At 37.7% G+C, this 16606-nt stretch carries 15 protein-coding genes; 4 read left to right on the plus strand and 11 right to left on the minus strand.

Annotated features, from left to right (window positions below):
- Positions 1-170 precede the first annotated feature (170 nt).
- Complete coding sequence (locus ACQQ2I_RS19405; RefSeq protein ID WP_431028381.1) at positions 171-1439, minus strand: MFS transporter; 1269 nt, start codon at positions 1437-1439, stop codon at positions 171-173.
- A 91-nt stretch (positions 1440-1530) separates the two neighbouring features.
- Positions 1531-2286: an SDR family NAD(P)-dependent oxidoreductase gene (locus tag ACQQ2I_RS19410; RefSeq protein ID WP_431028382.1), complete on the minus strand. Its 756-nt coding sequence runs from the start codon at positions 2284-2286 to the stop codon at positions 1531-1533.
- 292 nt (positions 2287-2578) lie between these two features.
- Here ACQQ2I_RS19410 and ACQQ2I_RS19415 point away from each other — a divergent pair, with 292 nt between their 5' ends.
- On the plus strand, positions 2579-2899 hold the full coding sequence (locus ACQQ2I_RS19415) for a winged helix-turn-helix transcriptional regulator (protein ID WP_431028383.1): 321 nt from the start codon (positions 2579-2581) through the stop codon (positions 2897-2899).
- Positions 2900-3202: 303 nt separating this feature from the next.
- Here ACQQ2I_RS19415 and ACQQ2I_RS19420 read toward each other — a convergent pair whose 3' ends face one another.
- A complete protein-coding gene (locus tag ACQQ2I_RS19420; RefSeq protein WP_431028384.1) occupies positions 3203-4051 on the minus strand; it encodes a pyridoxamine kinase in 849 nt (282 codons plus the stop codon).
- Between the two features lie 212 nt (positions 4052-4263).
- On the opposite strand from ACQQ2I_RS19420, the gene ACQQ2I_RS19425 reads away from it, so the two are divergent.
- Positions 4264-4812 (plus strand): ECF transporter S component, encoded by a 549-nt coding sequence (locus ACQQ2I_RS19425; protein WP_431028385.1) that lies wholly within the window; start codon positions 4264-4266, stop codon positions 4810-4812.
- 116 nt (positions 4813-4928) lie between these two features.
- On the opposite strand, the gene ACQQ2I_RS19430 is transcribed toward ACQQ2I_RS19425, so the two are convergent.
- A complete protein-coding gene (locus ACQQ2I_RS19430) occupies positions 4929-5732 on the minus strand; it encodes a GNAT family N-acetyltransferase (protein WP_431028387.1) in 804 nt (267 codons plus the stop codon).
- Positions 5733-5903: 171 nt separating this feature from the next.
- Positions 5904-6773, minus strand: a complete 870-nt coding sequence (locus ACQQ2I_RS19435; RefSeq protein ID WP_431028388.1) for a helix-turn-helix transcriptional regulator — start codon at positions 6771-6773, stop codon at positions 5904-5906.
- A gap of 255 nt (positions 6774-7028) precedes the next feature.
- Between ACQQ2I_RS19435 and ACQQ2I_RS19440 the strand changes: the two genes are divergently transcribed.
- Both ACQQ2I_RS19440 and ACQQ2I_RS19445 read left to right on the plus strand, forming a co-directional pair.
- Positions 7029-7694, plus strand: a complete 666-nt coding sequence (locus tag ACQQ2I_RS19440) for a hypothetical protein (RefSeq protein ID WP_431028389.1) — start codon at positions 7029-7031, stop codon at positions 7692-7694.
- 382 nt (positions 7695-8076) lie between these two features.
- Complete coding sequence (locus ACQQ2I_RS19445; protein ID WP_431028390.1) at positions 8077-8301, plus strand: DUF3923 family protein; 225 nt, start codon at positions 8077-8079, stop codon at positions 8299-8301.
- A gap of 115 nt (positions 8302-8416) precedes the next feature.
- Here ACQQ2I_RS19445 and ACQQ2I_RS19450 read toward each other — a convergent pair whose 3' ends face one another.
- The 6 genes from ACQQ2I_RS19450 to cdaA all read right to left on the minus strand — a co-directional run bounded on the left by ACQQ2I_RS19450 (position 8417) and on the right by cdaA (position 16422).
- Complete coding sequence (locus tag ACQQ2I_RS19450; protein ID WP_431028392.1) at positions 8417-9031, minus strand: hypothetical protein; 615 nt, start codon at positions 9029-9031, stop codon at positions 8417-8419.
- A 275-nt stretch (positions 9032-9306) separates the two neighbouring features.
- Entirely contained in the window at positions 9307-9942 is a 636-nt protein-coding gene (locus tag ACQQ2I_RS19455; protein ID WP_431028394.1) for a pentapeptide repeat-containing protein, read from the minus strand.
- 337 nt (positions 9943-10279) lie between these two features.
- Complete coding sequence (glmS, locus tag ACQQ2I_RS19460) at positions 10280-12079, minus strand: glutamine--fructose-6-phosphate transaminase (isomerizing) (protein WP_431028395.1); 1800 nt, start codon at positions 12077-12079, stop codon at positions 10280-10282.
- A gap of 1058 nt (positions 12080-13137) precedes the next feature.
- Positions 13138-14490 (minus strand): phosphoglucosamine mutase, encoded by a 1353-nt coding sequence (gene glmM / locus ACQQ2I_RS19465; RefSeq protein WP_431028396.1) that lies wholly within the window; start codon positions 14488-14490, stop codon positions 13138-13140.
- Positions 14491-14579: 89 nt separating this feature from the next.
- Positions 14580-15587 carry a CdaR family protein gene (locus ACQQ2I_RS19470; RefSeq protein ID WP_431028397.1) on the minus strand — a complete coding sequence of 336 codons (1008 nt, stop codon included), beginning with the start codon at positions 15585-15587 and terminating at the stop codon, positions 14580-14582.
- Positions 15580-16422 carry a diadenylate cyclase CdaA gene (gene cdaA / locus ACQQ2I_RS19475; RefSeq protein ID WP_431028398.1) on the minus strand — a complete coding sequence of 281 codons (843 nt, stop codon included), beginning with the start codon at positions 16420-16422 and terminating at the stop codon, positions 15580-15582. Before cdaA ends, ACQQ2I_RS19470 begins: the two co-directional genes overlap by 8 nt.
- Positions 16423-16606: the final 184 nt, after the last annotated feature.

Below are 16606 nucleotides of genomic sequence, written 5' to 3' on the forward strand. Positions count from 1 at the left end.
TTTTGCTCGCACCGGGGGTTTTGACCAGAGGCAGCGACGATATGAACGCTACAAATGGCTACAGTTTTAAGATGATTTATTATAAATAATCAAGAAAAAATCACCCCAACGCTAAGCATAATAGCAATGGGATGATTTTAATAAACATTTATTGTGTACTAACCTTATGATTAATTCCACATTCCTGCTTTTTCTAATTTCTTTTTACCTTTAAATGCTAATATTACTAATAGTGCATTTAAAATTAACATGAAAGCAAGTGCATACAGCACAAATGTATAGCTACCTGTGAATTGGTAAATAAAGCCGTATCCAGGTAACGCAATAATACCCGCAACCGCTAGACCAATGGCCGCAGTAGAGTAAATTTGACTGTAATCTTTTTTACCAAATAAAGCCGTTGTTAAAAGTGGACCTAGTGTGCCTAGTGATGCTACAACAAACCCAAAAATACCAATAGCGACAGTAAATAATGTTGGGTTTTCAGGAGCCGTTAGGAAAATACCAACCGGCACTAAGCCTAATAACATGCCGAATACAGCTGTATTTTTTGCACCAATCTTATCACTTAATACCCCAAACGATAAAGCACCGATTAATACGCCGATTTGCATTGCACCAAGTGCGCTACCAGCAAATTTAATATCATAACCAACGCCCATTGCGAACGGCGCAATATGTTGGCTAAAGCTCGCGATTGATGTGATGATGAAGAAGAACGACAATAATGCGTAAAATGCGCTCGATTTTTTTGCGACTGCCGCTGCTACACCAGTTAATGTTTCTTGTTGTGCCGTAGCATTTTCGTTCGTATTCACTTCCTCCATACCTAATGGTTGTAAACCTTTTTGTTGAGGAGCCATTCGAATCACTAATAATACGATCGGAATGATAACAGCTGCTACACCTAAACCTAAAGCAATATACGTAAATCTCCATCCTTGAGTAGCAATTAAATTCCCTGCAAATGGTTGAATAATGGCACCAAATACACCACCGATCGCTACCATGATCCCGATCGCTAAACCATTATGCTTCTTAAACCAGTTATTGATTAACACAGGGCCTGCCATTTGTGTAATAAAAATCGAACCAATTGCCATTGGGATCGAGAATAAATACCAGCCCCACACAGAGCTCATAAAGCCAAACATGGCAAACGAACCAGCCATTAATACAATCGAAACGATTAAAATTAATCGTATATCATATTTCGCCATTAACTTACCTGCAATCGGTAAGAAAATCATTGTAACAATAGAGGCAATACTAAAGTATAGAGTTAAGCTCCCCATACCAATACCTAAATCTTCCGTAACAGGCGTTAGGAATAATCCACCTGCAGTCGAAATACCATTTTTACCTACACCGACCATAATTGATACAGCAATTAATAACCACCAAGCATAGTGGATTTTTTTCTTTTGTTGTTGAGTCATGATGTAATCCTTATCTTCTAATTTTTTTAATGACCATATCGCCTAAACGACACGGCATGATTTATATGATTGAAACACAAAGCACTTATTATTAACGTAGTTTAATAGAGCCACCGTCTACCATAATTGTTTGACCTGTAATATAAGCAGAGTCTTCACTTGCTAGGAATACAGCCACACGTCCGATATCTTCCTCAATTTCACCTAATCTTCTTAGCGGAATTTTCGCTAGCATTCCTTGGTAATATTCTGGATTTTCTTCTGCCCATTGCACCATACCCGGTGATTTCGCAATTGGAGAAATGATGTTTACATTAATCCCAAATGGACCGAATTCATTTGCTGCTACACGCGTAATGGCACGAATTGCTTCTTTTGCAGCGGCATACGAACCTTGATTTACATCTCCGTTAATTCCCGCGCCAGATGCAAAATTAATAATATTTCCTTTTGTTTCTTTTAAATACGGAAGTGCTGCTTGCATTAAGTAGAATGTTGGATAGAATCCCGTATTAAACGATAAATCGAAATCGGCTTGTGTTGTGTCTGCAATAGAGCCCATTCTTGATGCATGTGCATTATTTACTAAAATATCAATCTTGCCAAATTTCTCAGCAACTTCTTTGACAATATCCCCTAATTTTTCATGCTCTGCAAGATTTGCTTGCATAAACATAGATTCAGGTTGGTATTGTTGTAATTCCTTAATTGTCTCGTTTCCAAGCTCTGCATTTAAGTCAACAATGACAACTGTTGCGCCTTCTTTCACGAAAGCAGTGGCCATCCCTTTACCGATACCACCTGCACCACCAGTGATGATTGCTACTTTCCCATTCAGCTTTTTCATACTGCTTTCTCCTTCACCAATACATATTTAACAACGATTATGAGCTGTAAAAATACTTGTCCTAAATTTTAATTTTATGTTGACATCATTAAGCTAACACCATAAAGAGATTTATAATAACCAGGTAACTTTGCGTAACCAATAATAACTTTATAAATAGAGTGTGTCAATAATATGAACAAATTTATTTCTTATCTTTGAATTTACAAAATATAATGATAATATTAAAATAGTTTATTGTTATAAATAGTTAACAAAAACCTATTAATTGTATATCGAGAAGGTGTTACGATTGAACGAACTACATCAAGAGGAAGTAGTTTGCAACAAAAGTGAAGTGGCTTATCAAATTATAGAGAAAAAATGGGTATGTTTAATTATCAATTCGTTGATGGATATGCCAAAAAGGTTCAGTGAAATAAATTCTGGCATTCCTGAATTAAGTAAGCGAATGTTAACAGAGCGGCTGAAAGAACTCGAAGATTATGGGATTGTTTTACGTAACGTCATATCCGATCGTCCCATTCGCTCTGAATATTCCTTAACGATGAAAGGACACGATTTAGGAGTTGCGCTTCAAGCTGTAGAATCTTGGGCTAAAAAATGGGTGTAAATTGTGGCATACATGACATATAATGCATTCATAACCTATTGATTTGGCTTCTTTAGGCAGATTTCTTCAAACTAATTTTTTATTTCACATGCATATTTATCCTACGCTAATTTCCAATGATTCGTTTTGTTATTTTTTTCGTAAAAAAGACGAATTTCGCTCGAATTATCGGAATGTTCTTTTTTTTGGCGAGTGGATGGACGAGGTAAGTAACCTAGTTAAGCATAGGACAATTGTTAAATAACCGAAGAATCCCACGGAGAAGGTGAGTTTTCCGTGGGATTTTGTATACATTTTATCGTTTTACAATAACATGCGTAAATATTTTTCGAAGTTGACGCCTGCTTCTCTAGGAATTTGCTCCAAAGATGTATCATGGATAGCTGCTGTCAGAAAAGCCTCCGCTAGCTGTAAACAGTCAGCAAGATCCTGCCCGCGCATCATGCCGCCCATAATGACCGATGCAAATAAATCGCCCGTGCCAGAATAGCTTTCCCCATTAAATTCCCTCTTACTATAAAAGGTTCTATCTCCGTCCACATACATATTGCCAATAGACTGCTTCGTTGCATCGTCTGACGGTGGGTTGACACCTGTAATAATGACATGCGCACCCGTATCCTGCTGCAATATCCGCCCAGCTTCTTCTACTGCTTGAATATAGTCTGTTTCCTTTGAATAGCTATGTAATTTCTCATAGGATAACCCCGTTAACAAACAACACTCTGTAATATTCGGTGTAATGATATCTGCACGCTTCACAAGCTCTTTCATACGTTCCAGTAATTCACCCGTAAACATTTTATACACCTCACCCATATCCCCCATGACCGGATCAACAAGTAAAGTCGTTTCTTTTGTATGAAATTGATTTAAAAACTGAAAAATATGATCGATTTGCTCCTTACCCGTCACAAAGCCTGTGTGAATGCCGTCAAAAGCTGCATTTAGCTTACTCCATTCCTCTACGAAATAGCTCATTTTAGACGTTAAATCTTCACAAAAAAAACTTGGATAACCCGTTTGTGCCGTTAATATTGCAGTTGGCAACGGACATGCTTGCACGCCCATTACCGAAAGAACTGGAAGCGCAGCTGTTAATGAGCACTTACCAAAAGATGACATATCCTGTATTACAGCGACTTTTTTCATAATATCCTCCATCCAATCGATCCAACTTAAACTTTATCCATCGTACCATAAATCGAAACTGTGGAAAATCCCAGTGTTTCGAGAAGTCCTTCCGAGTACTACGCTAACAGCTCTCAAACTGACCACATCTTTTTTTCTCAAGTTGGCACTTTTATAGGCATCAGTCTTTTGCTAAAGTTGTCGGTATATTCTAAATAGCAAGGAAGATAGATATGCAAAATACACAAACTTATTCTAAACCGCGTCAGAAAACATTTGATTTAGTTATTACAGCGATGTTAGCTACACTTGTATTCGTGTCGACAGTCTATTTAAATATTAAGCTACCCATTTTATCAAAAGGTGGTTTAGTACATTTAGGTACAGCAATGCTTTTTATTGCCTCTATTTTATTCGGTCCGAAAAAAGGTGCTTTAGCTGGTGCAATTGGCATGGGGTTATTTGATATCGTCGGCGGCTGGATGATCTGGGCACCGATTACGATTGTGGCGCGTGCTTTACAAGGCTTCATCGTTGGTAAAATTGCTTGGTCAAAAGGACACAAAGGTGACAACATCGCATTAAATTTAGTAGCAATGATCGTGTCCATTCCTGTGATGATTGCGGTTTACTACATCGGCGAAGGAATTCTATACAACAACTGGGTTGCCCCATTAGCTTCAATCCCTGGTGACCTTACACAAAACGTATTAGGCATTATCATTGCCATTCCAGTTTGTATCATATTGAAAAAAACACCTTATTTTAAAAAGAATTTTTAATCATAGGCAAAAAGATAGATTTCATCATTAAAAGTCCCCCTATGTTTTGAACCAAGATTGCTCAAAATATAGGGGGATTACAATTTTATATTAGTGACCGCTCTTCTGTTAACTAATCAATACGCCTCATATCGAATCATCGTCCACATCCCGATGTCTACAAACCCTAGTCGTTTGTAAATACTTCCGGCCGCCGGGTTATCATAAAACAAACACAATGATTTTCCCTCTGCTAATAATTCACTGCAGAGCTTTTCCATACATAATGTGGCAAAACCTCTTTTTTCATAGCCGGGTTTCGTCCCTACTCCTACAATCATAGCAGACTGTGAATTTTCCGCAGTCGTAGATGCCGATGCAACCATAACACCATCTGAATCTCGTACAATATATGTGCGACCCGTTTTATATGTTTCAGCCCGTTCTCTTGCTTCTACACTAAAATTCCCTGTTGCAAATTCGGGTATAGATTGGAGCATTTCAATATTTTCTTGATATGCTGATGGTTGCAAATAATGTGTATGCTGAAACTGTTCTTCAACTATTTTGGTACTTAGTTTTGTACATTTCGCATAATAGGTTTCACTATACTTTCGAACTGACCTGTGAATCAACGGATGCAAAGGCTCAATTAAGTGCTTTAAGCCACTAACCTCGATACGCCCAGGATTTTGATTGATAATATCTGCAAAACCTTGTACATCATAAGCTGTTTCACTGTATGGTATATAGTTTTGGTTATAACGTAACATGACAGCGATCAATTGTTCCTCTTCAAATTGTCCCCATATGTCTTGAATGTCTGAATCGTATCCAAACGCCTCAATATCACCAATGATAAATAAATTTTCTGCCGGTTTATGACGAATCAGTGCCATCACGGCTTGGTGGTCATCACTATCTAACTTCCTTATCATCATCGTTCCCCCTTACATAATTTTACGTAATGATACAGCATACTTTATGGATGGATTGCTAACCAAACAAAATAACTCACGCTTATGCTCATAGTAAAACACCTTCGCGTTGTAATAATGGGCTTAATACCCGTTTTAAACGAAAGGCATTTTTTATTTGCCTCATTTTTTAGGTCAGTGCACAGAATCAATAGGAAGTTTTTTGATTGGTACGAATATGTGATAGGCTGAATCAAGGTTATGAATGTTCTCAAATACTTGAATCAGTTCAATATCAGAATCCTCCGTTTCTTGTTTAGAGATTTTTAAAAATCTTGCGAAGTCAGTAATGAAGACATCCCCTATATCAAGTAGATCACCGAAATAGTTAAATTTAGCACAAAAAAATGGTTGGACATCCACTGTGAAATAATTTGGTTTATCGATTTTTATATTTTGTGGAATCCCGCATAGAACCTTGAATTTAGTTGAATTCGGTTGGCAGTTTGAATAGATGACATAACATGAACTACTTATCGTTTCATCAATGCTGTCTACCAGCATTTTAGAATGCGATCGAATCTTTTCCTTGTAATTACTTGTTGCTAAATCAACTTCAAATGCTATACCACTTAATCGAATTGTCTCGAAATCTGTTAGGGTAAAATCGGTAACGATATCCCCATTGATGTTTTTAATTGGTCTTTTAATTACTGGAGGAATATCAACTAGGGTTAAGGTCTTTTCTTTCTTTCTTAGAACGCTTGGGGCTATACCGTATTGGTTTTTAAAAGCACGAGTGAAGGACGATGGGGTTCCAAAGTTTAATTGATACGCAATATCTGTTAATGATAGGTTTTCGTTTTGAATTAATTTTACAGATGTATTTAATCTTCTAGATAGTATGTATTGGTTTAATGAACAGCCCATTAGAGCAGAAAAAAGTCTATGAAAATAGTATTTAGACATATTAAAGGTATTTGAAACAGACTCCAATGATAATGGCTGCTGTAAATTATTTTCAATATACAATAAAGAACTTTCAATTACTTCATAATGTTCCATATAATCACCTTACTTCAAGTATTTTTTAAGTTCTTACATACCTAATTTACTATAAGAATTTCGGTACTTCAATAAATGGAATGTACTACTTTTTTAATATTAACAACCCAAAATGACAATACAGTTAAAATTCAGAGGACCTTGTACGACTTAAAGAAATTAAATTAAGCCTACATTACAGCAAGATTGGGAAAGTGAAAGTAAATTTAACGTGTTAAGTTGTTTGTATCAAGGAATAAAAATGGAGGAGAGCATATGAATAACCAAAAGGAAAGTAAGCGGAAAGTAACAGGAAAGAGTTTAATACGATGGGCAGGCTTTTTTGCCATATTGGCAGGGATTCTATACATCAGCATTCAGTTCATCCACCCAGCGGATAATATAGCTTCTGTCAATACAGGCTTATGGGTAGTAATTGCATGCTTAACTAGTATAATGTCCCTTTTCAGCCTCATAGGCATTATAGGGATCTATACTAGACAAGTCGAAGAAGCAGGTTGGCTCGGGCTAATCGGATTTGTTTTTTTTAGTCTATTTTGGGTAATTTCAATGAATTTTAGTTTCAATGAAGCTTTTGTTTTGCCGCTACTCACAAGTGATGCTCCGAAGTTTGTTGAGGGTATATTGGGCATCTTTGGTGGAACGAAAAGCGCGGTGGATCTTGGTATTTTTCCAGTATTAGCACCAATAGCGGCAGTTCTATATTCCCTTGGTGGACTCTTGTTTGGTATCGCAATCTTTCGTGCTAGCGTCTTGCCACGCATGGCAGGTGCTCTACTTTCCTCTGCTGCTGTGGTAACCTTTGCTGCTGCAATAATCCCTCATCCATTCGATAGGATATTGGCGGTACCGATGGGGTTAGCTCTAATTTGGTTGGGATATGCTCTTTTTTCGGAATGCAAGAGAAGCACCGGAAAGTGATTTTTCCGTTAATGCGGTTGGGATAAAATCACCTACTAAAATGAAAAAACAACTAATTAACGGAATGAGCAGTGGGAAACATTCGTTTTCCCACTGCTTTGCATTTCAAAATATTTTTAGAAACAACACCCAGTCTTGTATAGAATCTTTGAAATCTCTGCTTTTCTAGTTAAACTAACCTGCCCCTTCGTTCAATAAGAATTAAATAACTTTATTATCTGCTAACATGTTGTAGTGCTGAAGTAAAGTTTGATTAAAAAGTAGAGGGAAGACGTTGATTTTATATTAGAAGAAAGCTAATCATTTTTAAATACCAATATTTCGAAACCACTCAAACATCTTATCGTAAATATATTTAATAACACTTTGCGGAGGTGGGATCATGATGAAATTATGGTGGGCAACCAGTTTTTTATGGTTAGTATTATTTGGTGCTGTGGCAATGTTTATTGCTGTGAGGAAGGTAGACGGTGCTGGATTAGAACAAACCCCTGAATTACGGTTAGTTGCATTTATAGTATTAGGCGTAGCTTTTGTTTTCATTTTATTATGCCAATTAGTATTTCTTTATTTTGCTAGAAAAAGAAAATCGGTTTCAACTCATTAAAATAAAATGCCCTCCAATCATTAGAAACAGTCTAACAATTGGAGGATTATTTTTTTCGAAAGTTACTGTTTATAATATAGTTTGATCAAAACGTTAGCTTAATAAAGAACGGAACTTACGAACTCGGTTGAATATATTCTCCTGTTGTGGCATTAAAGCCCGCAGCTTTCATTTCTGTCTGGTCACTATTCCAACCTATCACTATTATGAGATCCATATTTCTCTCTGCGTCTTTTATAAGCATAAAATCATAACCTTTAGCCCAATCTTTCCCGGGGTAAATACCACCTATTTTCAATGCTTTTTCTAGTAACTCTGGTGAATCATACTTAATATCTTCCATTTGTATAAACTCTTTTTTCGGGTAAGGAGAAGAACCATTCCTCGTTAAATCACTTGTATGGTCTATTTTTCCCTCGTGAATGGTTACTAAAAAAGCCTTATTAGTATCTGGTACACCAAATAAAATGTTCCAATATTTTCTTTTACCATTGCTTCCAATTGACTTTCCTGGCTGATCTAAATCTATATTTATTGCCTGCAATAACTGAGCATTTTCATTCCATTTCAATGCAGGCGGATATGCTAATTCAATCGCTTGCTTTATAGATAATTCTTGTTCATCGGCTTCAAATGTCTCTTCGGTTGATTGTAATGAACGAGCAGATATTTTCTCAACAGCACCAACTGAAATTAACAAAAGTAAGACAACAAAAACTATTTTTTTCATTTTCCTGCCCCCTTTTTAGGGGTATTGTTTCCAAACCTTCTTCCATTATTCGGCGGCGTTAATAACATAAGAAGTCCTACTAACATTAAAGCTAATAGCATTGCTTATCAAATTTTTTATAAATAATAGACAAAGCCGGAAAAATTGGCTTTGTCTATAGTTTGAGAGAAGGGTTTTACTCCTTCTCTTTGTGTTTATTCTAAAGTGTTCAATCTCGTGACTTATCATCATAACCTTTTTCTTTTCATATAAAAATACCTAATTAAACAGTAATGCTAATCTTTGATAATTAACCCCATTAGGGTTGAAAATTGTATAGCTTGATTTGTTGATACTATGCATCCTTTTAAATCATCTACGGAAACCGTAAGTGCATCAAAATTAGATGAACTAATGTCTACTCCTTTTAGGGATGTGTCTTCAAAGTTGGCTTCATTTATGTTACATAATTTAAATTCAACTTTTTTAAGTTTACAATCAAAAAAGTCAGCGTTTTGCAAATAAACCTCTTTAAATATAACTTTTTCAAGCTTTGAAGTTCCAAAGGTAGACATGTTTAAAATCGAGTTCTCGAATTTAACATTTCCTATTGATGCTTCTGAAAAATTATTCCCAAGTAATTTACTATTAATAAATTCAACTCTATGAATTGAAGATTTGCTCAAGTTTACATTAGATAAATCACAATTTTCAAATCGAACATCTAAAATATCAATATTACTAAAATCTGTATTAGTGAACGTGCAATTTTTTATTACTGAACTATATAGCTGTACTCTATCTACAGATTCATTTGTGAAATCTGAGCCGGTAATTATACACATTTCATGTATAGGGTCCTCTTCATAAAAAATATCACTAAAATTTCTCTCAGTTAAATCTAATGGAATTTTTGGAATATCAATTTTCATACTATACCTTCTTTCAATTGTTAACTAGTTAGCCACTAGTAAATACTCTCATCAGTGAATTAATTATATAACTGCAATGTGTTTCCCAATTCAATTTTTTTTAGATTATCGTTTAAACTACTTAACCATTCTATAATAACATTGATTTAACTATAAGATTAATTGAAGATGATTTAACTATCTTTGACTCTTCTTCTTTTAGACATAAAAACACCCCTTTAGACAAAAATATCCAAAGGGGTAAAACGGTGCAACTTTATTCAAAACATCGTATCTTTTTTATAAACATCGCAACTTTATTTCAAACCTACAAATTTTTTATAAAATTACCCTAGCACTATTCAACCGTCACCGACTTGGCTAAATTCCGCGGTTTATCGACGTCGCAGCGGCGGTGTAGAGCGGCATAGTAGCTGATAAGCTGTAATGGGACAACCGATACTAATGGTGTTAATAATGGGTGAACACGCGGGATGATGAGCGTGTCGCCTTCTTCCTCCATGCCTTCCATCGCGATAATACATGCATTGGCGCCACGTGCTACAACTTCTTTAACATTCCCACGAATGTTGAGTGCGACTTGCTCTTGTGTAACAATGGCAAAGACTGGCGTGCCTTCCTCGATGAGCGCAATTGTACCGTGCTTAAGCTCACCGCCGGCAAAACCTTCTGCTTGAATATATGAAATTTCTTTTAGCTTCAATGCGCCTTCTAAGCTGACACAGAAGTCCACGTTACGACCGATGAAAAATGCGTTGCGTGCGATTTTTAAATAATCTTCTGCGATTTCTTCCATCACTTCTTTTGAATCAACAATAGACTGAATACCGTTTGCGGCAATCGCAAGTTCTTGCTTTAAGTCAAAGTCAATCGCTTTGCCGCGCGCTTTCCCTGTGACATAAGCAGCAATCGCCAGCACAGCAATTTGTGCTACATACGCTTTCGTAGAAGCAACGGCAATCTCAGGACCTGCATGTAATAAAAGTGTATAGTCTGCTTCACGAGAAAGCGTTGAACCTGGTACATTCGTTACCGTTAATGTTGGATGACCCAACTCTGTAATTTTCACAAGTACTTGGCGACTATCCGCTGTTTCGCCAGATTGTGAAATGAAGATGAATAATGGTTTCTCAGAAAGAAGCGGCATGTTATAGCCGAACTCACTTGAAATGTGTACTTCTACTGGAATACCCGCAATTTTCTCAAAGTATTCTTTTCCAACAAGCCCTGCATGGTAGCTTGTGCCTGCTGCAATAATATAAATGCGGTCTGCTGCTTGTAATGCCGTTAAAATGTCTGCATTAATCGCTAGTTCACCGTCTTGTTCGTATGCTTGGATGATTTTACGCACAACGCCTGGCTGCTCATCCATTTCCTTTAACATATAGTGCGGGTATGTGCCCTTTTCAATATCACTTGCATCTAACTCTGCCTTGAACGGCTTACGCTCTACTTTGCGACCGTCTAGCGTTGAAATTTCAACACTTTCCTTTTTCACAATGACTACTTCTTTATCATGAAGCTCGATGAATAAGTCTGTCACTTGTAGCATCGCCATGGCATCTGAAGCAACGACATTAAAGCTATCACCAACCCCGACTAGTAAAGGTGATTTATTTTTCGCCACATAAATTGTGCCTGTATCCTCGTTATCAAGTAGCGCTAATGCATAAGAACCGTGTACAAGGCTTAATGTTTTTCGAAATGCCTCTACCGTCGATAATCCTTCTTTTGAAAACAAATCAATTAACTGCACAATGACTTCTGTATCTGTATCTGATTGCAGCTGAATGCCTTTTAAATACGCTTTTTTCAGTAAGTGATAGTTTTCAATGACCCCGTTGTGTACAAGTGTAAAACGACCTGACACTGATTGGTGCGGGTGTGCATTTAATTTATTCGGTACACCATGTGTTGCCCAGCGTGTATGACCGATTCCGATATGTGCCATCACATCATCGTTTACTGCATTACGAAGATCTGCAATTCGGCCCTTTTCCTTGAAAATTGTGACACCGTCTTCATTGTGAACAGCAATACCGGCTGAATCGTACCCACGATACTCTAATTTCTCTAATCCTTTTAGCAAAATTTCCTTTGCATCTAATAATCCGTTATATCCTACAATTCCACACATAAAATAAATCCTCCGTTCGCTACAACGGCACGTATTTAGCAACAACAAAATAAGCCTTTTCTCTCTACTCCCATACATCAATTATATTTATAATGCACAAACTTCGAACAGAAAAATCAAAAATCCGAAACTTTCTATAGAAAAAGACAATGCGAAACTAAACTACGCGTAAGCCCATGTCGAAAAGCATGCTTAAATTTCTATCCTGCTTTTTCTTATGCAGATTACGTATCCGCTAAAAAATCGTTCTGACTAACGATTATATTACGAGCGCTGTAGCTTATTTTTATTATTTTTTATGTGTGCCGATTCGTTTCTCTGTGCAGCAAATTGCTTTGCTGTTTTAAAACGAATATAACAACCGGGCACTTGCGGTCGGGAGGCATCCGCCGAATTTTCGATAAACCTCCACCTCGTCAACTAAGGATTACTTTGCCGTCCGATTTCCTTAGCTCAGGCGCTATCATTGTTTTCCTTTGTACTTCTATTGCGCGTCTTCCATCCTCCTTTAATCGCGCATGCTTACACATATCATTATCTTGGAATTTACTAACAATCTTTTGCAAGCATACTCATCATACATAAAACAAGTACATTCGTCAAATCATCGCCAAAAATAAAGTGAAACTTCAATCAGTGGGGGTTTTGACGTACAGGACGTGCTAATGCCGACGTCGTCACACGGATGTGACGTATTTTAGTCGGCCCTCACCCTCCACTGATTGTTAGTTGAACCAATCGGGCTTTTACGGCCAGTTGATCTCCCACCTATACTTCTCGATTTTTCTTAAGCCTTGAGGTGGGAGTCTTAATGCCCGTTAATGCGGGATAAATGCGCTAGTATATGACATACTAGCGTAAAATTATTGCTTCTTGTAAACAAGTTTTCTTCTATCTACAGGGGGTATACAGCCTTAATTTCTTTTGGCGATTGATACTAGTATATGCCATACTGCCTGATGAGTTGCCTTGGCGTGTATGTTTGTGGGCCTAAAATCTACTCATTTCTCATAAGGAAAACCGCCCTTCCTACAGAAAAGACGGTTTTATTGTAGTATCTATTCAGTTAAGCCCATTTCAGCTTTTACGACAGTTGCAATGCGGTTCACGTATTCTTCACAAGCAACAACAGTAGAGGCTTCTACCATAACACGTACAAGTGGCTCTGTACCAGAAGGTCGTACTAATACACGCCCATTGCCTGCCATCTCCGCTTCCACTGCTGCAATGACAGCAGCAATACGGTCATTTTGTGTTACGGCATGCTTGTCCGTCACACGTACATTGACAAGCTTTTGGGGGAAGATCGTCATCTCGCTTGCAAGCTCTGATAGACGCTTACCTGTTACTTTCATAATATTTACTAATTGAATCCCTGTTAGTAAACCGTCACCCGTTGTATTAAAATCTAAAAATACAATGTGACCGGATTGCTCACCGCCAAGATTATAATCGTTTGCACGCATTTCCTCGACTACATAACGGTCGCCAACAGCTGTTTGCACACTTGTCATCTCGTTTGCTTCTAATGCTTTATAGAAGCCCATATTACTCATCACAGTCGATACAACGGTTCCCTTTTTCAGGCGCCCTTTCGCATGCAAGTATTTTCCGATAATGAACATAATTTGATCGCCATCAACAATTTGACCTCTTTCATCTACGGCGATTAAACGGTCACCATCACCATCAAACGCAAGACCAATATCTGCCCCACGCTCTAATACAAAATCAGCGAGCTTTTCTGGATGTGTTGAACCAACACCATCATTAATGTTTAAGCCGTCTGGTGAAGCACCCATTGTTGAAATATCGGCTTCTAAATCAGCAAATAAGTGTGTAGCAAGCTGACTTGTTGCACCATGTGCACAGTCTAGTGCTACATGAATACCTAGGAATTCCTCATCTACTGTTTGTTTTAAATAGGAAATATATTTTTGTCCACCTTCAAAATAATCAGTTACTGAACCGATATCGCCACCTGTTGGACGTGGTAATGTATCTTCTTCTGCATCAAGTAAACTTTCAATTTCTGCTTCTTGATCATCTGTTAGTTTAAAGCCATCTGGACCAAAAAACTTAATACCGTTATCTTCTACTGGATTATGTGATGCTGAAATCATAACACCTGCTTGTGCATTCATGACACGTGTCAGATAGGCAACACCCGGTGTACTAATTACGCCTAAGCGCATGACTTCTGCTCCAATTGATAGAAGACCTGCAACTAATGCTCCCTCTAACATTTCACCAGAAATACGTGTGTCTCGTCCAATTAAAACTTTCGGGCGTTCTTTTGCATCTTTCGTTAATACGTATCCTCCAACACGTCCAAGTTTGAATGCAAACTCCGGCGTCAATTCACTATTAGCGACTCCACGGACGCCATCTGTTCCGAAATATTTACCCATTTTATTCTCTCCTTCAATACTAGACATCCCTGTTGTTATGGCTATGACCATCTTTATAGGAATTTTCCGTTTGGCAAATGCACAGCCAATTACTCAGTACTATCCTCTGCTTGCTGACCTGTCCCAACCTCTGTCGACTCGTCAGCAGTCTCTACTAACTCTTTCTTAACATCCGCATGAATGATAACGGAATTTTCTTCCGCCGTCACCTTTTCTGGTACTTTTATTTTCCCTTCATACGATCCGGACTCTTCTAAGTCTGACACGTCAAATTCTACGACTAATTCCTTTAACTCGTCAATCACTGCTTTTTTCCCATACACTTTTAATTTCACTGGCTCAACCGAAAGCTTCTCTATGGAAATACCTTCTTTCAATTGCCCTATTTGTTTAATTTTAATCGGTACATCACGACTATATTCTTCAATTTCTACTTTTACCTTCACTTTTTCCGGTTGAACAGCAACATCAAGACGATTCAGCTCAGCGTTTAACACTTTTACATTCGCTTCTTGCTGGAAGGAATTTTTAATACCTTGCTCACCAGTTACCGTTGCCTTCACATAACTAATATTTTCAATAGCACTTTTAGCACCAGTAACTACGACTGTGGTTGGGTCAACAGTCATACCCTTTAAGTCGTAGTCTTCTGCAATGAGGCGTTTATTCATTTCTGGTTCTACTCGGAATTCACGTGTTACACGCTCTTCTATCGAAATATTTAGTGCGCCTGGATCAATCGAGACTTTTAATTTTTCTGAGAAGCCTTCATTTTGAATGGTTACATGATGCTCACCAATCATCAGTGAATTTAAATCAACGAATACAACATAATCTTGCGTGATTTTTGCTTGTCTAATCAGCTTCGAATTTCCACTAATTGTGACATTTACCGTTTCCGGTACCCCTGTGACGATTAAGTCCTCATCATCATAATACACTTCAAGTGGCACATTATATAAAACATCGACTTCATCGGAAGGGGCTGCTTCACGTCCTGCCGTCTCCAGTTCTGATTTGACATATAAGAATAAGGCTAGCGATAACACTAGAGCAACAATTCGCAGTGCCCAAACACTGTTAAACACTCTATCCATTCTTCTTACCTCCCCAATTCAACTTAGAGGCTAAGTTTAAGTTGGACTCTTGTTCAGACCCAAACCATAGTTTACGTAACTTTACCGTAAACTCATCAATCGTTAAGTTACGGTCAATTTTACCGTCGAATGCAATACTAATCGCACCTGTCTCTTCTGACACAATAATGACAATGGCATCCGTTACCTCACTTAACCCAAGGGCCGCTCGGTGACGCGTCCCAAGTTCTTTGGAGATAAAGGCACTTTCCGACAAAGGTAAATAACAAGCAGCCGCTGTAATTTTGTCCTTTTGCATAATGACTGCCCCATCATGGAGCGGTGTATTCGGAATGAAGATATTAATGAGTAATTCGGACGACATATCCGCATTCATTTTGATGCCTGTTTCAATATACTCTGTTAAACCTGTTTCTTTTTCAATGGAGATCAGTGCACCAATACGACGCTTCGCCATATAGCTCACAGATTTCTTCATCGCTTCGATTAGGCGGGTTTGTTCTTCATCTTGCTGATTTGTCGTGCGTTGGAATAACTTTCCTCGTCCAAGTTGCTCAAGTGCACGACGAATTTCTGGCTGGAAGATAATGATAATCGCTAGGAAACCCCAATCAATAATCTCTTCTAGTAGCCAATCAAGGGTATTAAGCCCAAAGATTTCAGTCGCAATTTTTGCGATGATAATGACAAATATCCCTTTTAATAATTGAACGGCTTTCGTTCCTTTAATGAGGGTTAACGTTTTATAAATCACGTACCAAACAAGCAGTACGTCCAAAAAGCTAAAAACAACATTTACAGGTGTCAAATCTGTAAATTGTTCGATTATTTGCATGTGGCATCCCCCACTTTTCTAGCTAATACATATACACTTTAAAGTATATCATATTTGTGTAATGATTGACTTTTTAGAGAGCAAAAAGTCTACCCAATCGAGTAGACTTCTTCATTTTCTATAGAACGTCATTTTTTGTTAAATGGTTCCCTGTATTAGAACAAAAGCGCTAAAGCGCCTGCTA

Origin of the sequence: Lysinibacillus sp. LZ02 (assembly GCF_050613145.1) — a bacterium.
GTDB lineage: Bacteria > Bacillota > Bacilli > Bacillales_A > Planococcaceae > Lysinibacillus_B.